Origin of the sequence: Phytoactinopolyspora mesophila (assembly GCF_010122465.1) — a bacterium.
GTDB lineage: Bacteria > Actinomycetota > Actinomycetes > Jiangellales > Jiangellaceae > Phytoactinopolyspora > Phytoactinopolyspora mesophila.
The window spans coordinates 32,863-52,772 of record NZ_WLZY01000005.1; the positions used below are offsets into that span (position 1 = coordinate 32,863).

Here is a 19,910-nt window from a genome sequence, read left to right on the forward strand (position 1 = left end):
AGTTTCAGGGTCATCTCGGGGTCTGCCCGGAGTGACGACCTACCGGCCGGAGACCAGCTAGTCGGTGGCAGCGCGCCGGCGGCGTTCGCGGGCCTCGTCCGCTGCGCGGCGGGCCTGGTTCAGCTCTGCCTCACGAGCCTGGAGCTCGTGCTCGGCTGCCCGTGCCTCGCTTCCGGCGCGCTCGGACTCTGCCTCGGCCTGCTCCAGCTCGGTCTGCGCGGCTTCGAACACACGCTGAGCCTCCTCGAACTCGAGCCGGATCCGCTCGAGTTCGTCGCGGGCCTCGTCGGCCGTGCGCCGTGCGGTTTCCGCGTCGTCCCGCGCATCTTCCCGCGCTTGCTGTGCCTCGTCGAGACGGCGGGCGGCTTCCAGACGTTCGGCAGTGCGTTGATCGACGACGGCCTCGGCGGCCGCGACATCCGCCGAGGCCTGGACCAGCCCTGGACTCTGATCGGTGGTGCCGACGGCAGTCTCGACCCCATCCGTGCCCTGGACGTCCGCTGACGGTGGGGCTGACGGGTCCGGTTCGGGCCGGGCGGGAGACATCGTGTCCACCGGGTCGCCCGCGACGTCCGCGGCTCCGAACCCCGCATGTCCGAGAGGACGGGCCAGGCGGCCGGTCAGCACTACTTGAGCAGCGCCTGGATCAGCCATAGCCGCGTGCAGCGTGGTCTCCAGAGCTTCGGCCGCATCGCCGCTGACCGCCTGGCCAGTCTCGTCGGCGATACGGCGGGCATGCTGAACCAGCGTGCCGACGATCTGCCGGCCTTCGGCGCTCAGTTCGCGCAGCCGGCGGCCGTCGCGGTTGGCCGTGGCCGCGCGCATCTCGTCGCCGGTCCGAACGAGCGTCTCCATGTCATCGGGATGTCTCCGGGCGAGCTGGTTGGCCAGCCATGCCGGCACCGTCGGCTTGCGCAGGCCGCGAATCCGTTTCGCCGCCGCTTTGTCGGTGACCTCTTTAGCCAGCGCATCGCGGGTGGCGACGAACTCGGGCAACGGAGCGCTGTATAGCCGGGCCGAGGCCTCGGCGATGTCCAAGGCCGCATCTTCGCTCCGCATGGCCGCACGCTCGCTTTCGTTCCAACATGGTGACTTCCAGCATGGACTGTCCGGCCGCGGGTATCGACCAGACATGACCGAGCAGATGAGCAATGATGCCGGAGCGGATACAGAGTTGCCTCTACCGGTGCGACTGGCCCTGCGGGCCGAACATGCGCAGGTCCTGGACAAGATCCACGAGCCTGCCCATTCACTAGCGCGCGCTCTGGTCGCGGACCAGCGCCGGCACGATGTGCTGACCGGAAAATGGCTCGGGCACGCCGCGCATCCCGTGCTGACCGATCTGCCGCTGGGCGCCTGGATGTCCAGCATGCTGCTCGACCTGCTCGGCGGCCGCAAGGCGCGGGTGGCCAGCCGGCGGCTGGTTGCGGTGGGTGTGGTCGGTGCGGTGCCGACGGCTTTGACCGGCGTGGCGGAGTGGGCGCGAACTGATGCGGAGGAAAAGCGCGTCGGATTCCTGCATGCCGCCGGCAACACTGTCGCCCTCGGTCTCTATGGCGCATCATGGATCGCGCGCCGGCGGGGCCGGCACGCCGGGGGCGTGTCTCTCGGCTTGGCCGGTGGTCTCGTGTCGGCGGGCGCCGGATATCTCGGCGCACATTTGACGCTGGCCAGGAAGGTCGGTGCCCGTCACCCGGTCTTCGAGGGAGATGAGACGCCATGACTCCCGCGCCCGAGGTTCCGAATGGCCCGGGGCCGGTCAGCAGCCCGGTGCGGATCGCCGCCTACGTCATGGCCGTGGCCTTGCTCATCGTGGGTGTCCTGGGATTCGTTCCGGGCGCCACGAGCGGGTTCGGGGATCTGGAGTTCACCGGACCGGACTCCGGGGCCACGCTGTTCGGCACGTTCGCGGTTTCCGGCCTGCTCAATCTCGTCCACCTGATCGTCGGTGGCGCGGGGCTGATCATGGCTCGTTTCAGGCGCGCGGCGCGGGTGTACTTGTTCGCCGGGGGATTGGTCTACCTGGCGATGTTCGCATTCGGGGTGGCCATCGACCACACGGCTGAGGAGAACGTGTTGTCGGTGAACGAGGCGTCCAACTGGCTGCATCTGGGAATCGGCGTCCTCATGGTGCTGCTCGGATTCCTACCCGCACAGCGGATCCGGAAGAGCGAGCCTGCCGACTAGGCGCCTGTCAACTAATACTTGACGACTTGTCCAGTGTTGCCATACCGTCCCGATATGACTTCCACGAGCGCCGCACCACCTGTTGCTGAGGACTACCCGGCCGATGGCCCGGTGATCGATGTCGTGCACGTAGGGCTCGGGCCCATCGGCCGGCAGGTGCTGGATTTCATGGCCGGCCGTAGCCGATACCGCACGGCCGGTGCCGTCGACATCAACCCGGACCTGACGGGGCGGACCGTCAACGACGTGCTGGGGGCCGAGGTCGCCTCGAACTCGGTGCGCGTTGTCGAGACGATCACCGAGGTCGGGCCGGTGTCGTCCGGCGCGGTTGCCATCCACTGTGCCGGGTCGTCGCTCGAGCGCGTGGCTCCGGTGCTGACATCGTTGATGCAGGCTGGCTTCCATGTCGTCTCGACGTGTGAGGAGCTGGCCAACCCGTGGGCCATCCAGCCGGAGCTAGCGGCTTCTTTGGACCGAACCGCGCAGCTCAACAACGTCGTGTTACTCGGCACCGGGGTCAACCCTGGGTACTCGATGGATTATCTGCCCGTCGTGCTCGCCGCGTCGCAGCGGTCGGTCCGGGCCGTCAGCGTGCACCGGGTGCAAGACGCCGGCCAGCGGCGGCTGCCGTTGCAGCGGAAGGTGGGTGCGGGGTTGAGCGAGGCTGAGTTCGCCGAGCGGGTCCGTGAGGGCGCGATTCGCCATGTCGGGTTGCCCGAATCGGCATGGATCATCGACCGCGCACTGAACTTGGGATGCACTGCCGTCACTGAGACATTGGACCCGATCGTGGCCCGAGCCCCGGTGCCGTTGGGGTCGGGAGTCATAGAAGAAGGGCGGGTGCTAGGCATTGACCAGCTGGTACTCGGCCAGCGGGACGGCGTCACCCTGGTCCGCCTCCATCTGCAGATGGCAGTCGGACTCGATGACCCGAGGGACACGGTGACGCTCGACGGCGAACCTGGGCTCGAGTCGGTCATTCGCGGTCTGCATGGTGACTCCGCCACCGCGGCCGTGGTCGTCAACTCGCTCGGGCGGGTCCGGATCGCGCCACCCGGTCTGCGCACCGTGGACGAGATCCCAGCCGCGCCGGTCAACATGTGAGCCGGGCGAACAGCTGCTGTTGCGATCGGTGAGAACTGTAGAATCACCTGCTTCGTGACCTGAATGCTGGGGGAGGTGCGCCGATGCCGGACGACGACGCTTCGGAGGCTGGTCGCGACCGCCCGCCGGCCCGGATGCCGGATTCACTCCAGGATCACGACCGGGAGACGGTCGGGGCCCGGGTGCGGGCCCGGCGCACCGAGCTGGGCCTCACGTTGCAGAACGTCGCCGACCGAACGGGCCTGTCCAAGAGTTTTCTCAGCCAGGTCGAGATCGGCAAGGCCGCGCCTTCCGTCGGCACGTTGGAACAGATCAGCTCGGTACTCTCCACGTCGGCCCGGCTGCTTGTCGATGAAGAACAAGACCGCTCCGTCCGCCCGGCTGCCGCCACGGACGTACCTGCCGATTCGCATGGCCTGGATCGCAGCGTTCATGTCGTGCGCAAATCCGGCAGAAAGTCGCTCGCTTATCCCGGAGGCCGCCAGCCGATGGAGCTGCTCACCCCTGATCTGCAGAGAGCCTTCGAGGCGACGTTGAGCGTCGACGCGCCAGGCAGTTGGCACGAGGTCCGCCGCCCGAAGGCAGCGCACGAGGAGTTCGCGCTGATCCTCGAGGGATCGTGTGAGATCGAGGTGGGTGAGGTGACTCATCTTCTGGAGCCTGGTGACAGCATCTATTTCACCGCTGACGGCGCCTACCGGGTCCGGGCGATCGGACCGCATCCGGTCCGGGCCGTATGGATCGCGACCCCGCCGGCGTTCTGATGTCGGCGAACAGGAGCGGGGTTTCCGGAGATCAGGACGGCCGGCGCCGTCTCGAGCTCGGCCGGCGGCTACGCGCGGCCCGGACGGAGCGACGGTTCAGCCTGCAGTACATCGGTGAGCGCGCGGGGTTGTCCAGAAGCTTCATCAGTCAGCTCGAGCTGGGGCAGTCCGCGGCCTCCCTGGGGACGCTGAAGCGAATCTGCGCTGTACTAGACATTCCGGTCTGGGCACTGCTCGACGACGATCCGCTTCCGGTACAGCCTGGAAACTCGAAGCCGGTGCCGGGCGAGGCGGCGATCGTCCGTCGAGATCAGCGCAAGGTCCGCCGGTATCCCGGCTCCACCACGGACATCTCCCTGCTGACGCCAGACCTCAACCGCAGGATCGAGGTGACATTGAGCGTCCTCCAACCCGGCGAAGGGTACGGCCACGAGACGTATACACATCGTGGAGAGGAGTTCGGCCTGGTGCTCGCGGGCACCTACGAGGTCACGGTGGACGACGTCCCGTACGTGCTCGAGGAAGGGGACAGCATCTATTTCTCGAGCCGTCTGCCACACCGCACGAGAGCGCTCGGCGATCGGCCGGTGACGACCTTCTGGGTTGTCACTCCCCCGTCGTGACAGCCCGGGCACACCCCGCACCGGAAGCTACTCACGCGTCGGCGTGTCCTCGCCCCGAGATGATCTCTTCGGCTGCGTCGCTCACGTCGATCCGCCGGCGCCTGGCGTAGGCGGTCAGCACGGTGAACGCCTTCTCGGTATCGATGCCGTGGCGTTCCTGCAAAATGCCCTGTGCCTGACCGACGACCGTGCGGTCGTCCACGGCGCGCCTCAGGGCCGAGATCCGCTGGGTTGACGCCACGGCCACCGACGCGAGCCGGGCACACAGCCTTGCCGAGTCGATCTGGTCATGCTGGACCCAGTCCGTGTGAGACGAATACAAACTCAACGCACCGAGGCTGGAGCGATGCGTGCCCAGCCGCAGCGATACCGCACCTTGGAGTCCGAGCTGCGCCGCCTCCGTCGTCCACCGGCTCCAGCGAGTCTCGCCGGGAATGTCCGCCACGACCACCGGCAACCGCGCCGTCATCGCCGTGACGCTGGGGCCTTCGCCGATCTCGAGTTGAAACCTATCGGCCCGTTCGGCCTGCCGATCAGTGGCCGACGTGACCTCGTAGGGCTGCCCATCTCCGAGGATCACGCTGGCGTGGTCGCAGCCGGTGATGGTCGGAGCATGCTGAAGGATGGCCTGGAGCGTCTGTGTGACGTCTAGGTCGGAATGGAGTTCCCTGGCGAGCGCTGCGAGTTCGACCGACAGCGAATGGTGCACGGGGACACCTCGATCGTATCTAGACAGACGGTTCTGTCTGTTTAGCGTGGACAGCGATGTCTGTCAACCCGTAGATTTGAATGGATATGGTCAACAGGGTAGGTGGCGACGCGGTGGTCGGCGCTCGGGAGCGGATCTTGGCCGCGGCATATGATCTCTTCTCCAGGCGCGGGCTACGAGACGTCGGTGTGGACGAGGTCATCGGTACTGCGGGCGTGGCCAAGGCCACGTTCTACCGGCATTTCCCGAGCAAAGACCATCTCGCTCTGGCCTTTCTCGAGCGGCGCGAGCGGGACTGGACCATCGCGTTGGTCAAACAGGGCTCGGAAGAGCGTGGAAGCAACCCGCTTGAGCGCTTGCTCGCGATCTTCGACGTCTTTCACGACTGGTTCAACCACAAAGACTTCGACGGGTGTTCGTTCGTGAACGTGCTGCTCGAAATGGGGCCCGACCACCCGGCCGGCCGGGCCAGCATTGGGTACCTCGACAACATTCGCTCTATTGTCCGGGAGCGTGCCCAGCAGGCCGGGCTAAGCCAGCCGGACGAGTTCGCCCGGTCGTGGCACATCCTGATGAAAGGGTCCATCATTTCGGCGATGGAAGGCGATACCCAGGCCGCTCATCGCGCGCGTTCGATGGCTCGATCCCTGATCGACCAGTACCGCCAGTGACGTGGACGCGGGATCCCGGCCCGCGACACCTACGCTCGCGGTCCCCGGCATGAGCGTTATGACACTAGGTGTTGCGGGACAGGACGTTGACGACGTCGGATGCGGGTCGATGGCCGGGTCTGTCGGCCTGCTCAGGCGGGGTTTGGCTCCTGCGCAGTCGCACCGAAGGGGCCATAGGTCTCGCCGCCGATTCGTGCGGCTTCGTCGATGTAGTGGGCCAACGCCTCTCGGGAGCGGGTCAGCGTGTCTACCTGGTCGTCCAAGCGGCGCAGCCGGGTTCGCATGGCTGTCAGCAGCTCTGGGCAGCCGACGAGTTCGGGGGCTTCGCCGGTTGCACACGGCAACAGGTAGGCGATGTCCTCGGTCGACAGTCCGGCGTTGAGGAGGTGCCGGATCTGCTTCACCTTGACGACGTCCGCCTGGTCGTACACCCGGTATCCGGCCCCGGTGCGGTCCGGCGCTAACAGGCCTTGTGCTTCGTAGTATCTCAACTGATGGGCGTTGACCTCAGTCCGGCGGCTCAATTCTCCGATATGCACCGTTCCTCCTTGACCTTCACACCGGTATGAACGTTCACCATGCTGCTATGTCTTCCCAAACGGATTCTGACGTGACACTCATCGGCCTAGGTCTCATGGGCAGGGCGCTAGCGGGCGCGTTGCTCAAAGTGGGACACCAGATCACCGTGTGGAACCGCACGTCCGCCAAAGCAGAGGACCTGGTGGCTCAGGGGGCACGGCTTGCCGACTCAGTCAACATTGCGGTCAATGCCAGCCCGGTGACCATCACTTGTGTCTCTGACTACAAGTCACTCCAGCAAGCGTTCGCCCCAGTCGCCGACGAGCTCGACGGTCGACTCCTGGTCAACCTGACGTCGGGCGACTCGGCGCAGGCCCGCGAGATGGCCCGATGGACCGAGCAACGAGGTGCCTACTATCTCGACGGTGCGATCATGGCCGTCCCGCCGACCATCGGCACCGACGAGGCAGTGATCCTGCTGAGTGGCTCGAAGACCGCCTTCAAGACGCACCAGTCCACCCTCGCCGCGCTCGGAACCGCCACCTATCTCGGTGAGGACCACGGCTTGTCTGCTCTGTACGACGTCGCCGGCCTGAGCATGATGTGGGGCGTCCTGAACGCCTGGCTCCATGGCGTGGCCCTGCTCGGCACCGCCGGCGTCGACGCGTCCACCTACACGCCGTTCGCGGTGCAGATGGCGCAGGGAACGGTCGGGTGGCTGGCCGGTTATGCCGACCAGGTCGACAGTGGCACCTACCCACCCGACGACGCGACGCTCGCCACCCATGCGGGCGGAATGGCCCACCTAATCGAGGAGAGCGAGAGATTGGCCGTCAACGCGGACCTCCCGAGGCTGTTCAAGGCGCTGGTGGATCAGGCGATCACCGCCGGCCAGGCAGGACACAGCTACCCCGTTCTGATCGAGCAGTTCACCCAGGAGTCGAGGACCTCATGACGGGCGAGAAAGGCGACACCGTCACCGACCTGTTGGGGGCGTACATCTCGGTGTGGAACGAGCGGAACCCGCAAACCAGACAGACGATCAGTGACGAGGTCTTCACCCCCGACGCGTACTACGTCGACCCCAACACCTCGGCCCAGGGCAGGTCAGCGATCGACACCTATGTCGCAGGCTGGCAGGAACAGTTCCCCGACTTCGTCTTCGTTCTCGGTGAGGTGCGCAGCCACCACGATGTCGCGCACTTCGGCTGGAGCTTCGGCCCGACCGGCGGCCCACCGGCAGCCTCGGGCGGGGACGTCGTGGTGATCGAGCGGGGCCGAATCAGCAAGATCTACGGCTTCTTCGACTAGATGATGAGGGACAAGGTCTTGAGTCATCCGAATGCTCCGCTCAGCTGGAAGGACGCCGACGGCTCATCGAGCGTTGCAAGACGCGCCCCATTGCTCACGTGGCCACGGAGATGGGCATCTCGCGTGCCTGCGCGTCGAAGTGGGGCAACCGGTGGCGCCGCTACGGTGACGCTGGACTCCACGACCACTCGTCAGCGCCGCACGCCAGCCCGACGGCGACTTCTTCGTGGGTCATCGAGCAGATCGAGACCTGGAGACGCGAGCACAAGTGGTCCGCTCGGCGGATCACCGACGAACTCGCCGATGTCGGGATCAGCATCAACCGTCGCACCGTCACCAGGCACCTGACCCGGATTCCCGACGGTGGTGGCTGGCGCGTCCACGGCCGCGGCAGCGAGCAGGCGACAACGGTGCCTGTTACCGATCAGGAGACTTCGCCCGCATCGTCGGCGGGCGAACCCGGCACAAGAGGACCAGGCCGTACACGCCCCGACACAACGGGAAGGTGGAGCGCTACCAGCGGATATTGGCCGAGGAGGTCCTCTACGCCCGCGAGTTCACCAGCGAGGATGAACGCGCCGCTTCGCTCAGCGTTTGGAACATCCACTACAACTACCACCGGCCGCACAGCGGAGCGGGTGGTCAACCGCCAGCCTCACGACTCCCGAAAGGTGTCACCAACGTCCAGCCCTCATATAACTAGGACTCCAGAACGTCTTCGAGGACGTACTCGAGTCGCCGGAGATGTTCCCGGATCCAGGGGAGTTCGGTGGGTTCCGGCGACGTCAGCGCCGCCATCCGTTCCGGCTCGCTCTGGCCGTAGAGGAGGCTGGTGGCCAGACGTAGCCGCAGAGCTTTGTCTCCACCCTCGAACTCTGCCGCGGGCACCGTGCCCATCCCGTATCGCTCCAGGAGCAACTGGGTGAGGTCCGGCCCGGTCAGAACATGATGCCGGGCTAGCCGCTCGGAGACCGGTTCGAAGTCGGGATACAGATAGAAGCCCGCTTGCGGCCGAGGAACCGTGACTCCGGCCGAGTGCAGCCGGTCGGCGACCGCACGTGCGACCGCGCCGTGCAGGCGGCGGCTCTGGTCGATGCGTTCGGTCAGCTCTTCCGGTTCGTCGAACGCGTAGGCGGCGGCGTGCTGGATCGGCGCGGCGGGGCTGGACCAGATCTCGCTGGCGACGCCTACCACCGCGGCGTAAAGCCGGTGCCCGATGAGGCTGTCGGGAAACCGGGCCAGCCCGAGGCGCCAACCACCCAGCGCGAGATTCTTGCTCAGCCCAGTGGTGACGATGGTGCGTTCCGGGGCGAACTCCGCGGCGCTGTGCACCGTGGTGTGCGAATCGTGGACGAGATCGCGGTAGATCTCATCGGAAATGATCGTCAGATCGAGGTCCCGGGCGACCTCTGCCACGCGTGCGACGGCGGCCCGCGACGGCACGGTGCCCGTGGGGTTGTCGGGCGTGGTGACGACGACGGCTCGCACGTCGCGACCCAGCTTGCGGGCTTGGATCACGGTCGTCTCAAGTAACTCCGGCTGTGGAACACCGCCCTGGCCGGGTGCCACGGGCACATGAATGGGGGTGTGGCCGGTCAGGTGAGCCTGAGTCGCGTAGCTGACCCAACTCGGCGCCGCAACGGCTACGTCGCCGCCGAGACTGTGCAGGAGGCTGTAAAGCAGCGGTTTGCTTCCGGGGCCGGCGACCACGAGGCCAGGATCCGTCGGCAGGCCGCGGCGCATCCAGTATCCGGCGGCGGCCGTGCGCAGGCTCGCGAGGCCGGCTACCGGACCGTATCCGTTGCGGTGTCCTTCGGCTGACAGAGCTGCTCGCAAGGCCGGATGAACCGGCAAACCTGCTTCACCGAATCCGAGCGGGAGAACCGGTAGGCCCGCACGTTGCCGTTCCGCCAGAGCTTCGTTGATGGCTAGTGTCGCTGACACTGGGACGGACATACGGTGCTCTCCAAGATCGTTGCGGGTCCGGTTGTGACCAAACTGTGGTCTACAGCAACCAGCCTGCATGGATCTGAGCATCGATACAAGCGAATCTTTTTTGCGTATAGATTAAGCTATTCTTATGCTCGATGTGCAGCGCCTGCTGGTCTTGAGAGAATTCGCCCGCCACGGGACCATTGCCGCTACGGCACAGTCCCTCGGATACACGGCCTCCGCTGTCTCACAGCAGCTGTCCACGCTCGAACGCGAGGTCGGCGCGCCGCTCCTTGATCGCAGCGCACGAAGTGCCGAGCTCACCGACGCCGGCCGGCTCCTCGTCGAACATGCTGATCAAATTCTCTCCAGCGTCGAAGCCGCGGAGTCGGCCCTGGCCGCGGTGGCTGGAGATGTCTCCGGCCAGGTCAGCGTCACCGCCTTTCCCACAGCCGCAGTGGCGTTCGCTCCCAAACTAGCCGCCGGCACCCGGCCGCACCGTCAGCTGCAGCTGGTGCTGCGGCAGGCGGCAGGGGCTGTGGGCCTCGGAAGGGTCAGCGCCGGGGACGCCGACATCGCTTTGGTGGAGCGTTGGTCCGGAGGTGCGCCGGACGTGCACGGTGGTCGGCTCAAGCACTATCACCTGCTTCGCGACCCGCTCGTTCTCGCCGTACCGAGGCGCCATCAGATCGCCGCACCCGAACAGTCGGTTTACCTGCCGACGTTGCTGGACGACGCCTGGATCGTAGCGCCGCACGGCGAACCCTCCCGCGAAGGCGTCGAGCGGCTTCTGGCGCCACACGGCGGGCCACCGGCGACGGCTTGGGAGTTCGAAGGCCAAGGCACCATCTTGAGCCTTGTGGCCCGCGGGATGGGAATCGCGGCAGTTCCGTCACTGACGCTGACGCTTGGTACGGCCGACATCCGGTTCCGGCGCATTCCGGAAGGCGGGCCGGTGCGGGAGATCTATGCGGTCGCGCGCTCAGCCAGCCTGCGCCGACCTTCCGTGGCGTTCGTCCTGCAGGTTCTGACCAAGGCCGCCGAGAAAGTTCAGCACGAGATCTCGTCGCTGCTGGGCAGCGACGACACCCGAGAACTCCGGAAATAGGGGGCGCGGGCTTGAACTGCCAACGACCGGAGATTACCGCTGGTCGTCCGCACGCAACGGATCGTGGCCGACGTTCATCAAGCGGTGGCGTCTGCGCTCATCATTCGCCTGAGCCCGCCGAGGTGCCGCGGCGGCTTCTTCCTCGACGACGTCGACCACCCTCTGCATGACGGCCAGGTCTTCGACAGTGAGATCGACGCGTCGCTTGGCCAGAATGTCGGCGACCGCGAGCCCGAGCGGCGAGCGTTCGTGCGTCGGTTGCGGTGCGATGTCCGGCTGGACGCCAAGCCACTCGCGCAGCTCTCGAGACGTCATGTTCACTACGCGGTGGAAGGTCTTCCAAAGATCGTCAACCTCTGCCGATCTGTGTGTGGTCATGTGGCGTCACCAACTTCACCTGATCGAGATCTTCGCTCCTACGGTGGAATACCCGCACGCTCACATGTCATGCGGCGGTAACGGGTAGTAGAAATGAAGCAAGAGTTCATGTTCTCTGAGGGGAATCGAACTTATGGCCATGGTGAACGGGCACGGAAACGGCGCCGCGGCGCGCCGCGCCGAGCCGCGGCACACCGACGAGGACTACGACCTCGTCGGTCAGTATCTGAAGCAGATCGCGGCCACTTCGCTGCTGACAGCCGCCGAAGAGGTCGATCTCGCCAAGCGGATCGAGGCCGGTCTTTATGCCCAGGAATTGCTCAACCAGGCAGATGCCGGTGGAAGCACTCCGCACCCGCGTCCGGAACTCGAGGCGATTGTCCGCGATGGCGAGGCAGCCAAGGACCACATGATCCGCGCGAACCTGCGCTTGGTGGTCTCGGCCGCACGGAAGTACTACCGCAATACCGGACTGTCGTTCCTGGATGTGGTCCAGGACGGAAACCTCGGGTTGATCCGCGCGGTCGAGAAGTTCGACTATGCGAAGGGTTACAAATTCTCCACCTATGCGATGTGGTGGATCCGGCAGGCGATCGAGCGAGGCCGGACTGAGAAGGCCCGTAGTATCCGGCTCCCCGCCTATCAGGTGGAGAGCCTGTCGAAGCTGGGGCGCTCGGAGCGCAAGCTGGCCGTTGACCTAGGCCGGCAGCCCACTGCCGCGGAGGTCGCCGCAGCCGCCGAGATGTCGCTCGAGCGGGTAGAGGAACTACGCAAGCTCTCCCGCGACGTGATCAGCCTGGACATGCCGATCGGCGACGACGGCCAGGCCAGTGTCGGCGACCTGATCGAGGACACCGAGGTCCTGCAGGCCACCGATGTGGTGGAGTTCCGCGCGCTGGGCGAGGAACTACGCGCACTCGTAGACACGCTCGCGCCGCGAGAAGCAATGATCATCACGTTGCGTTTCGGGCTGCACGACGGCAGACAGCATTCCCTGCAGGAAGTCGGTGAGCGGGTCGGCTTGACCAAGGAGCGCATCCGCCAGCTCGAGAAGCAGGCGATCGCCGAGTTACGGGACCCTGCCCGGCACGAACCATTGCTGGAGTGGGCTGGTTGACCAGTTGGCCCCCAGCGGCGCCGCCGGCATAGTCACGGGACAGGCACGAAAGACAGGCGCAACGTACGGTGCTGGTTGTCGACGTTGGAGTCGACGAACACCACACTCTGCCACGTTCCCAGCGCCGGGTTACCGTCGAGGATCGGGACTGACAACGACGGCGAGATGAACGCCGGGAGTACATGATCGCGGCCGTGGGCATGACTTCCGTGCTGATGCCGATAGATGTCCTCACGGGGGAGCAACCGGTCGATGGCGTCGGAGAGGTCTGGTTCGCTGCCGGCGCCGGTTTCGATGATCGCAAGCCCTGCCGTGGCATGCGGCACGAAGACGTGGCACAGGCCGTCGCCGCGTCCGGCGCAGAAGCGCCGTACTTCGTCGGTGACATCTGTGAACAGTTCGGTTCCAGTGTGCAGGTCGATGACTGTGCTTTGCATACCCACCATTGTGGCGCGCTCGTCGAGGCCGGTCCTCCACCCTCGCGGCGTGGGCGGGACTGCCGACCCCCTGCCTGCACAACTCGGTTTCTCGGGGCAGAGATCAGGGCGGTCCCCGAGGCGGAAGGGCGTCGTCGTGAGCGATAGTTGAGTCAGAGAGGGGCCGCTGGCCCTGGACAAGGAAGGTCAAGCGATGTCTACAGGTACGAAGGTCCTCATCGGCGCCGGCGGCGTCCTGGTGGCGTGGTGGCTCCTGCCGACGTGGTTCATTCTGCTCGTCTTGGTCGGGGTTCCGGTGGCAGGCTATCTGATGCTCGACGATTCTCAGCGCAGACGGTTGACCGGCCGCCGCTCGCTCGGCTCTTGACGGTGTTGCTGGCGCCTTGATACCTGCGCACATGATGACCAAACCCGGTGCCGGCGGCTGTATAGGGTGAGGGTCGTCTCCTTTGAACATGGTTTGCCAGGTAAGGTGCCTCGGTGCCCAATGATGTGAGATCGCCCGGCTCGAGTCCCCGGCATCGACGCACGTCCAACGTGCCGGAATGGCGTTCGCGCGGCGTGAATGTGATCCGCGGTGCGCTCATCGGCACGGTCGAGACGGTTCCGGGGGTCAGCGGCGGAACGGTGGCCCTGGTGGTCGGGGTATACGAGACGATCATCACCTCGGCCGGGCACTTCCTGTCCGGGCTGCGGCTGGCCGTCGCTGACATTCCGCGGGGTCGTGGTCGCTCCCGGGCCGCCGTGGAGTTCGGCCGGGTGAACTGGAGTGTCCTGGCTCCGCTGTTGATCGGGATGTTCGCGGCACTGGTGATCATGGCCCGGCTGATCGAAGGCTGGGTGGAGGACAACCCGGTACAGAGCCGTGCTCTCTTCTTCGGCCTCGTGCTCGCGTCGTTGTGGGTGCCTTTCTCCAGGGCGGTTCATGCGTCCCGGGTGACCTCGGCGGCCGCATCCCCGGACGCCGGCGGAGCGCCGGACGAGGCCGCCGAGATCCGGTCTGGCGCACAACCGGGTTGGAGGTGGCGCGACACCGGACTCGCGGTGGCCGCCGCGGCGCTGGCCTTCGTAGTGGTCAGCCTGCCGCCAGGACATGTGGACCCGGCGCCGTTGGTCATCCTGGCCGCGGCCGCTCTGGCGGTATCCGCGCTGGTGTTACCCGGCTTGTCGGGGTCGTTCATCCTGCTGACATTCGGGCTCTACGAGGAGACACTCTCCGCGGTCAATGATCGCGATTTCGGCTACCTTGGACTGTTCATGCTCGGCGCCGCGATCGGCCTGGCATCATTTGTCAAACTGCTGCAATGGCTGCTGGAGCAGCGGAGAAAGCTCACTTTGGTGCTGTTGACCGGTGTGATGGCCGGCTGCTTGCGCGCACTGTGGCCTTGGCAGGAGGCAGACCGGGCGCTGCAAGCGCCGGGTGATCATCTGGGCGCGGCCGTGGGTTTCGCTGTGCTGGGCTTCGGTGTCGTCCTCGTGTTCCTGATCGCCGAGCATCGCTGGACCGCCTCGCGCACCGAATGAGCCTGCGCGAGCTTGCTCAGCGCGGGCCGCGGGACCCCTCGGTGTAGGGCAGCAGAGCCATTTCACGGGCGTTCTTGATGGCGCGGGCGACCTCGCGCTGCTGCTGAGGAGTCAGCCCCGTGACCCGGCGCGAACGGATCTTGCCGCGGTCGGAGATGAACGTACGCAGTAGGTTCACGTCTTTGTAGTCGACGTACGTGATGCCGGCGACATCCAGTGGATTCTTGCGCTTACGGGCGGATCGCTTGTCCGGCTTGACTTGTTTGCGGTTGGCCATGGTCTTCCGTTTCTGTTCTGCTCTGGGTCGGGTGCTCCCGCGTCGCGCAGGAGTCTACGGTAAATGAGAATACCTCTCAACAACGGGAATAGCGTTGCGGATTATCCGCAGATTGTCCCACTGATATCGGCCGGCAGTCACGTGTTTCCGGCGGATAGTTCGTCGGATGGATCGACAGGTAGCGTGAATCGCTCGGTCCGGGGTACTAGCTGGAGGCATGAACGCCCATGAACGCGATCATCGCGAGAACGAACCACCGCCCGGCGAAGACCGTGTGGGATCGCCCGGCTCGCCCGCTGAAGAAGACCTCGCCGGAGAAGACGACCTGCTCGATGACGACGACCTCGGAGACGAAGGTGACTTCGCCGAAGAACATTCCCGGCCCACCTTCGCCGACGATCAAGACGGCGGGCCGGAGGGAATCAGAGAGCCTGAGTCGCCCCGGGGCACCGGCGGCGACGGCGGGATGGACTAAGCCTGGATCCGTGGAACCAGGCTAAGCCTCGATCCACCGATCGGCTGGCAAGAGCTGAGGTGGTTGTTCCCGTCGGGGTGTGAGGTTGCCAGGACGTGAGGATCCGCCGGACCTCGTTGTCCGGTTGTTCCATTTTGTGGTCCTCGTATCGCGCAGCGGTGGCTGCTGGGTGGTCAGGTCGTGAGGGCTGAGGGCGGGTCGTTGACTCGGTTGAACAGTGCCGTCCAGGCGGTTTTCCAGGGCCAGGCGTGTGGGAGGTGCAGGGTGATGCGTCGGGCTGAGGACGCGACCCTCGCGGGCACGGTGATCAGTGTGCGACGGATGGTCGCGGTGGTCGCCTTGGCCAGGTCGGGCTTGGTGAGGCTGGCGGCGGCGCGGGTGAGGTTGAACGCGATGACCGCGAGCACCAGCCAGGCCGCGTTCGCGGTGAACACCCCGGACGGCAGGTGTGCAAGCGCGGAGTTCTTCAGGTCGGCGTGGACCTGCTCGATGACCGCGTGGCCGCGGTGGGTCTTGTCGGCTGCGACGGTGTCGAGGACCTGGGGATCGGCGGTGGTGAAGAACGCGTGGAACCGCCATAGGTCGAACAGGGTGTCCTGGCCGGCTGCCTTGTGCTTGTCGGCGTTGAAATCCGGGATCCGGCGGATGACGAGCCGCCCAGCAACGTGGTCGGCCTTCTTCTGCGCGGCGAACGCGGTGAAGTCGATCTCGGTGACCTCGGCGACCGAGATCCAGCGGCCGGTGGCTTCGTCGAAGACGGCGTCGGTGTACTCGATCGTCGTCCACGCGTCGTCGGGAATCGCGGCGATGGCCTTCTTAACTGCGGTGTCCATCCGCACGGTGACCGACACGTCGGCGCCACCGGCCAGGGCGGCGTGTACTGCTCGGCGGCCGTAGTACGCCGAGTCCATCCGCACCAGGATCAGCTGCTGCTTGCCGAGCAGTCGCCGGGTGGTCTTCACCGCGTCGCCGACCAGGCGCTTTGCGCCGCGGGGCGATCCAGCCGCGCCCTTGCGCAGCCTCTGCGCCACGATCACCGGCGCCGTCGCCGCGGCAGCCACAGGGATGGTGAGGGTGGCCAGCAGCGCGTTCAAGCCACGCACCCCGGAGTAGCCGAACCCCGCGCCCTGTTTGGCATGACCGTGGACCTCAATGATGGTGTCGTCAACATCGACCAACGCGTACCCGGCCTCGCCTTCGGTGTCATCGGCCTCGTCCACGGCAAGGTCGGTCCTCGCGCCGAGGAGTCGGGTGAGTCCGGCCAGCGCGATCAACAACCGGGATGCGATCGCATCGAGCTGGCGGACGTGGCCGAACGTGAAGGCCCGCAGGAACGTGCCCAACGTCGAGGGGGCGTAGGCCCGGGCGAACAGCCGCCCCATCCCGCCATGTCGCAACAGGGCCATGTCGTCGATCGAATCGGCACCCGCGACCATCCCGCCGACCAGCGAGCTCACCTTCAGCCCAGCGTTCGCGCCCTTGTCCGTCGGCACACTCAAATGCTCCTCGGCCAGATCCCGAAGCCCCGCGGACTCCGCCAGAGCAAGCACCGGAACCAGACCGCCAGCCGACACGAGATTCGGATCATCGAAGGCTACCGAGGTCCGACCAAGGGTGTGAGAGAGTCGCATCCCAGAGGTGCCCTTCCGGGTTGAGGTCTTTGGAACCGTCGCAAGTCCCAATCTCCCAGCCCGTAAGGGCATCCTCGCGTTACGGCACGCTCACCCCACCACTCTCATCGGTGGATCGAGGCTAAGGCCCCGTAAGGGCACTGGTGCCCGCGTTCGCGACGTTTGGCTCGGATGCCATTGGGTAGCCGAAGGGCATGAAGGTCGTGGTCACCGGCGCAACCGGGAATGTGGGAACGGGCGTCGTCGAGGCGTTGGGTGAGGAGCCGGGTGTCGAACAGATTCTTGGGCTGGCACGGCGGCTACCGGCCTGGAAGCCACCAAAAGCCACGTTCGCCGAGGCTGACTTTCGTTCTGCCGATCTCGACGGGCATGTGCGCGGCGCCGGCGCCGTCGTCCACCTTGCCTGGGCTTTTCAGCCCACCCATGCTCCGGTCACCACGTGGGAAGTCAACGTGCTGGGCAGCATCCGCGTCTTCGAAGCGGCGGCGCGAGCGGGCGTCTCCACGCTCGTCTATGCGTCATCCGTGGGTGCCTATTCACCCGGGCCCGGTAAGCACGTGGACGAGACCTGGCCGACACACAGCCTCCCCACAGCGGCCTACGGGCGTGAGAAGGCCTACGTCGAGCGATATCTGGACGCCTTCGAACTGCGCCACCCCGATATCCGGGTGGTCAGGCTCCGGCCGAGTTTCATCTTCAAACGTGCGTCCGGCTTGGAGCAGCACCGGATCTTCGCCGGGCCGTTCGTGCCACGTGCCTTGTTCCGTTCCCAGCGACTCCCCGTGGTGCCCATGCCCTCCGGCCTGAGGTTCCAGGCGGTTCATACCGACGACGCCGCACAGGCTTACCGGCTCGCACTGATGAACAACGAGGCGCGCGGGGCGTACAACGTGGCCGCGGACCCCGTCGTAGACGCCGCGATGATCGCTGATCTGTTCCACGCCCGCCGGGTGACCATTCCCGCGGTGGTTGCCCGGGCCTCGCTCGGCGTTGCCTGGAGGCTGAGGCTGGCTCGTGCCGACGAGGCGCTGCTGAATCTCGTGTTGAACCTTCCCACACTCGATGTCACGCGGATCAAGCGAGAGCTTGGATGGCGGCCGAGATGGACCGGACTGGAGGCTCTTGAGGAGATGTTCGGCGGAATGGTCGCCGGCGCTGGAGCGCCGACCCCGCCCCTGCAGCCCGCCGGCTGATGTGCGACGGGTCGTCGCGCATCAGCACCAGCAAAGACGTTGATCATGGGCCCGTGCGGCCGTTCAGAGGTTACGGGGGTGCGTGGGCCCATGATCAACACACGGTGACGCCGGTCTGCTCAGGCTCGTCGCTGATACGCCCGGAATGCTCGAGTGGCTAGCCAGCTCAAGATCACTGTCAGGCCGATGAGCAGCGCACCCCGGCCGAGGACCACGCTCCAGTCGGGATCGGTGGCCAGCGCTTCGCGGCCCGCGACCACGCCCCAGTCCACCGGGTTGAACAACGCGACGTTGGCCAGCCAGCCGGGCATGAGGTCGCGGGAGATCAGCACGGTCGACAGGAACAGCAGCGGCATCGCCACGAACTGGAAGATTCCGATCAACGACTCCTGCGTTCCGAGCAGCAACGCCATGGTGCACGAGAACGCCGCGAAGATCAGGCACACGAGGATCGCGGAGACCAGGAGGACGAGCAACCCAGGCGCGTTCTCCGGGCGTGCCCCCATCAGGAACGCGACGCCGAGGATGACCGCGGACTGGACGATCGTGATGAGCACGTTATAGCCCAGATTCCCCACGATCAGCGCGGTCCGGCTCAACGGGGAGGTCAGGTTCCGGTCCATGACCCCCCGGCTCATGTCGTCGATGAAGGAGGTTCCGGCCCAGCCGGCGTTCATCATCGCCGTCATGATGACGATGCCCGGGGTGATGTAGTCGATGTACGCGATGTCGCCGAACCCGGGAACGTCGACCACCCGCTGGAACAGCTGAGTGAACAGCAGCAACCAGACCAGCGGTGAGGCCAGGGTGAAGGCGGCGTAGATCGGCTCACGGCGCAGCATCCGCACCGAACGGCCGGTCAGGTACGTCGAATGTTTGACGATGGTGCTCATTTGGTTTCCTCCTCGGTGCCGGCGCGGTCGGCCGCGCGGAACGAGCGGCCGGCGAACTGGAGATAGACGTCATCCAACGACGGCCGCGCGGCCGTGATCGACGACAGCCGGACGCCAGCGGACGCCAGCGCGGTCAGCACCTTGGGAAGCGCCGAAGCGCCGTCGGCGACGTGGGCGTGCAGCGTCGAGGCGTCGAGTTCGACGCTTCGGACGCCGTCTACCGCGACGATGACCTTTTGCGCGTGTTCGCGGGTGTCCACGTCGGCCAGGTGAACCTGTATGGTGTCGCCGTCCAGCAGAGCCTTGAGTTCCTCGGGCGTGCCGGCCGCGACGGCTGTTCCCCGGTCGACGATCAAGAGCTGATCGGCGAGCTGATCTGCCTCTTCGAGGTAGTGCGTAGTGAGTAGCACCGTCAGCCCGTCAGCCTTGGCCAGGCCGGAGATCTCCGCCCACATGTCCGCTCTGGCTTCGGGGTCCAGGCCCGTGGTGGGTTCGTCGAGGAACAGGACTTGTGGGCGGTGGATCAGACCGAGTGCGACATCTAGTTTTCGTTGCATCCCACCCGACCACGTCTTGGTGATCCGATCGGCCGCTTCGGCCAGGCCGAATCGTTCGAGAAGTTCGTCGGTTCGTTGTCGTGTCTGCGTGATGGGGACGCCGTATATCCGTCCCTGCAGGACGAGGTTCTCCCGGCCGGTGGCGGTGGGGTCGAAGCACTGCTTCTGCGGAACGTATCCGATCGCGTGCCGTACCTGGGCGGCTTCGCGGTTGACGTCGAACCCGGCCACCTTGGCCGCCCCCGAGTCGGCGGCGGTGAGTGTCGTCAGGATCTTCACGGTGGTCGATTTGCCGGCGCCGTTCGGGCCGAGCAGGCCGAAGACGGAGCCGCTGGGCACGGTGAAGCTGACGCCGTCGAGCGCTCGCACGGCCTTGTCGCCACCGCCGTACGTCTTGACCAGATTCGTGGCTTCGATGGCCGGTTCGCGGCCCGCTGTTCGGGTTTGCCCGTCGAGGGCATGCGTGTGCCTGGACATGGAGCTCCTTACACATGGTGTGA

The 19,910-nt window shown here is 66.0% G+C and carries 24 protein-coding genes and 1 pseudogene; 15 read left to right on the forward strand and 10 right to left on the reverse strand.

Translation table 11 applies throughout. The features are described 5' to 3' along the window. Nucleotides 1-57: 57 nt before the first annotated feature. Nucleotides 58-1,059, reverse strand: a complete 1,002-nt coding sequence (locus F7O44_RS15005; protein ID WP_162451087.1) for a hypothetical protein — start codon at nucleotides 1,057-1,059, stop codon at nucleotides 58-60. Between the two features lie 73 nt (nucleotides 1,060-1,132). On the opposite strand from F7O44_RS15005, the gene F7O44_RS15010 reads away from it, so the two are divergent. From F7O44_RS15010 to F7O44_RS15030, 5 genes are all read left to right on the forward strand, one after another. Continuing rightward, on the forward strand, nucleotides 1,133-1,723 hold the full coding sequence (locus F7O44_RS15010) for a DUF2231 domain-containing protein (RefSeq protein WP_222851390.1): 591 nt from the start codon (nucleotides 1,133-1,135) through the stop codon (nucleotides 1,721-1,723). Further along, on the forward strand, nucleotides 1,720-2,187 hold the full coding sequence (locus F7O44_RS15015) for a DUF4383 domain-containing protein (protein WP_162451088.1): 468 nt from the start codon (nucleotides 1,720-1,722) through the stop codon (nucleotides 2,185-2,187). Before F7O44_RS15010 ends, F7O44_RS15015 begins: the two co-directional genes overlap by 4 nt. Nucleotides 2,188-2,241: 54 nt before the next feature. Continuing rightward, nucleotides 2,242-3,291 (forward strand): dihydrodipicolinate reductase, encoded by a 1,050-nt coding sequence (locus tag F7O44_RS15020; protein WP_162451089.1) that lies wholly within the window; start codon nucleotides 2,242-2,244, stop codon nucleotides 3,289-3,291. An 83-nt stretch (nucleotides 3,292-3,374) separates the two neighbouring features. Beyond that, nucleotides 3,375-4,055 carry a helix-turn-helix domain-containing protein gene (locus F7O44_RS15025; protein WP_162451090.1) on the forward strand — a complete coding sequence of 227 codons (681 nt, stop codon included), beginning with the start codon at nucleotides 3,375-3,377 and terminating at the stop codon, nucleotides 4,053-4,055. Further along, nucleotides 4,055-4,678, forward strand: a complete 624-nt coding sequence (locus tag F7O44_RS15030) for a helix-turn-helix domain-containing protein (protein WP_162451091.1) — start codon at nucleotides 4,055-4,057, stop codon at nucleotides 4,676-4,678. The genes F7O44_RS15025 and F7O44_RS15030 overlap by 1 nt, the downstream gene beginning before the upstream one ends. Nucleotides 4,679-4,709: 31 nt before the next feature. Here the strand turns inward: F7O44_RS15030 and F7O44_RS15035 are convergent, their stop codons facing one another. After that, entirely contained in the window at nucleotides 4,710-5,387 is a 678-nt protein-coding gene (locus F7O44_RS15035; protein ID WP_162451092.1) for an ANTAR domain-containing protein, read from the reverse strand. Nucleotides 5,388-5,473: 86 nt separating this feature from the next. Here F7O44_RS15035 and F7O44_RS15040 point away from each other — a divergent pair, with 86 nt between their 5' ends. Beyond that, nucleotides 5,474-6,058 (forward strand): TetR/AcrR family transcriptional regulator, encoded by a 585-nt coding sequence (locus tag F7O44_RS15040; RefSeq protein ID WP_162451093.1) that lies wholly within the window; start codon nucleotides 5,474-5,476, stop codon nucleotides 6,056-6,058. Nucleotides 6,059-6,189: 131 nt separating this feature from the next. Here F7O44_RS15040 and F7O44_RS15045 read toward each other — a convergent pair whose 3' ends face one another. Further along, a complete protein-coding gene (locus F7O44_RS15045; protein ID WP_162451094.1) occupies nucleotides 6,190-6,597 on the reverse strand; it encodes a MerR family transcriptional regulator in 408 nt (135 codons plus the stop codon). A 47-nt stretch (nucleotides 6,598-6,644) separates the two neighbouring features. Between F7O44_RS15045 and F7O44_RS15050 the strand changes: the two genes are divergently transcribed. The 3 genes and pseudogenes from F7O44_RS15050 (at nucleotide 6,645) to F7O44_RS15060 (ending at nucleotide 8,591) form a co-directional block, all read left to right on the forward strand. Next, complete coding sequence (locus F7O44_RS15050) at nucleotides 6,645-7,532, forward strand: NAD(P)-dependent oxidoreductase (protein WP_162451095.1); 888 nt, start codon at nucleotides 6,645-6,647, stop codon at nucleotides 7,530-7,532. Continuing rightward, entirely contained in the window at nucleotides 7,529-7,888 is a 360-nt protein-coding gene (locus tag F7O44_RS15055; RefSeq protein WP_162451096.1) for a nuclear transport factor 2 family protein, read from the forward strand. The genes F7O44_RS15050 and F7O44_RS15055 overlap by 4 nt, the downstream gene beginning before the upstream one ends. An 18-nt stretch (nucleotides 7,889-7,906) precedes the next feature. Further along, nucleotides 7,907-8,591, forward strand: a pseudogene (locus F7O44_RS15060) (integrase core domain-containing protein). Here F7O44_RS15060 and F7O44_RS15065 read toward each other — a convergent pair. Beyond that, nucleotides 8,588-9,844, reverse strand: a complete 1,257-nt coding sequence (locus tag F7O44_RS15065; RefSeq protein ID WP_162451097.1) for a pyridoxal phosphate-dependent aminotransferase — start codon at nucleotides 9,842-9,844, stop codon at nucleotides 8,588-8,590. The pseudogene F7O44_RS15060 and the gene F7O44_RS15065 sit on opposite strands and share 4 nt — an antisense overlap. Before the next feature lie 124 nt (nucleotides 9,845-9,968). Here F7O44_RS15065 and F7O44_RS15070 point away from each other — a divergent pair, with 124 nt between their 5' ends. Further along, nucleotides 9,969-10,928 (forward strand): LysR family transcriptional regulator, encoded by a 960-nt coding sequence (locus F7O44_RS15070; RefSeq protein WP_162451098.1) that lies wholly within the window; start codon nucleotides 9,969-9,971, stop codon nucleotides 10,926-10,928. A gap of 33 nt (nucleotides 10,929-10,961) precedes the next feature. On the opposite strand, the gene F7O44_RS15075 is transcribed toward F7O44_RS15070, so the two are convergent. Next, nucleotides 10,962-11,306 (reverse strand): DUF3140 domain-containing protein, encoded by a 345-nt coding sequence (locus F7O44_RS15075; protein ID WP_162451099.1) that lies wholly within the window; start codon nucleotides 11,304-11,306, stop codon nucleotides 10,962-10,964. Between the two features lie 133 nt (nucleotides 11,307-11,439). Between F7O44_RS15075 and F7O44_RS15080 the strand changes: the two genes are divergently transcribed. After that, a complete protein-coding gene (locus tag F7O44_RS15080; protein ID WP_246221116.1) occupies nucleotides 11,440-12,423 on the forward strand; it encodes a sigma-70 family RNA polymerase sigma factor in 984 nt (327 codons plus the stop codon). 32 nt (nucleotides 12,424-12,455) lie between these two features. On the opposite strand, the gene F7O44_RS15085 is transcribed toward F7O44_RS15080, so the two are convergent. After that, nucleotides 12,456-12,860: a YjbQ family protein gene (locus F7O44_RS15085; RefSeq protein ID WP_162451100.1), complete on the reverse strand. Its 405-nt coding sequence runs from the start codon at nucleotides 12,858-12,860 to the stop codon at nucleotides 12,456-12,458. A gap of 193 nt (nucleotides 12,861-13,053) precedes the next feature. On the opposite strand from F7O44_RS15085, the gene F7O44_RS29345 reads away from it, so the two are divergent. Both F7O44_RS29345 and F7O44_RS15090 read left to right on the forward strand, forming a co-directional pair. Then, on the forward strand, nucleotides 13,054-13,227 hold the full coding sequence (locus tag F7O44_RS29345) for a hypothetical protein (protein WP_174255938.1): 174 nt from the start codon (nucleotides 13,054-13,056) through the stop codon (nucleotides 13,225-13,227). Nucleotides 13,228-13,340: 113 nt separating this feature from the next. Beyond that, on the forward strand, nucleotides 13,341-14,384 hold the full coding sequence (locus F7O44_RS15090; protein ID WP_222851391.1) for a DUF368 domain-containing protein: 1,044 nt from the start codon (nucleotides 13,341-13,343) through the stop codon (nucleotides 14,382-14,384). Between the two features lie 16 nt (nucleotides 14,385-14,400). On the opposite strand, the gene rpsR is transcribed toward F7O44_RS15090, so the two are convergent. Then, nucleotides 14,401-14,661: a 30S ribosomal protein S18 gene (rpsR, locus tag F7O44_RS15095; protein ID WP_162451101.1), complete on the reverse strand. Its 261-nt coding sequence runs from the start codon at nucleotides 14,659-14,661 to the stop codon at nucleotides 14,401-14,403. Nucleotides 14,662-14,878: 217 nt separating this feature from the next. On the opposite strand from rpsR, the gene F7O44_RS15100 reads away from it, so the two are divergent. Then, nucleotides 14,879-15,136, forward strand: a complete 258-nt coding sequence (locus F7O44_RS15100; RefSeq protein WP_162451102.1) for a hypothetical protein — start codon at nucleotides 14,879-14,881, stop codon at nucleotides 15,134-15,136. A gap of 173 nt (nucleotides 15,137-15,309) precedes the next feature. Here the strand turns inward: F7O44_RS15100 and F7O44_RS15105 are convergent, their stop codons facing one another. Next, a complete protein-coding gene (locus tag F7O44_RS15105) occupies nucleotides 15,310-16,767 on the reverse strand; it encodes an IS1380 family transposase (protein ID WP_162451103.1) in 1,458 nt (485 codons plus the stop codon). Between the two features lie 194 nt (nucleotides 16,768-16,961). Here F7O44_RS15105 and F7O44_RS15110 point away from each other — a divergent pair, with 194 nt between their 5' ends. Beyond that, the gene (locus tag F7O44_RS15110; protein ID WP_162451104.1) at nucleotides 16,962-17,960 is read left to right on the forward strand and encodes an NAD-dependent epimerase/dehydratase family protein; all 999 of its coding nucleotides are present in this window, start codon (nucleotides 16,962-16,964) and stop codon (nucleotides 17,958-17,960) included. A 119-nt stretch (nucleotides 17,961-18,079) separates the two neighbouring features. On the opposite strand, the gene F7O44_RS15115 is transcribed toward F7O44_RS15110, so the two are convergent. Beyond that, entirely contained in the window at nucleotides 18,080-18,853 is a 774-nt protein-coding gene (locus F7O44_RS15115) for an ABC transporter permease (RefSeq protein ID WP_162451105.1), read from the reverse strand. Next, complete coding sequence (locus tag F7O44_RS15120) at nucleotides 18,850-19,887, reverse strand: ATP-binding cassette domain-containing protein (protein ID WP_162451106.1); 1,038 nt, start codon at nucleotides 19,885-19,887, stop codon at nucleotides 18,850-18,852. Before F7O44_RS15120 ends, F7O44_RS15115 begins: the two co-directional genes overlap by 4 nt. Between the last annotated feature and the right edge of the window lie 23 nt (nucleotides 19,888-19,910).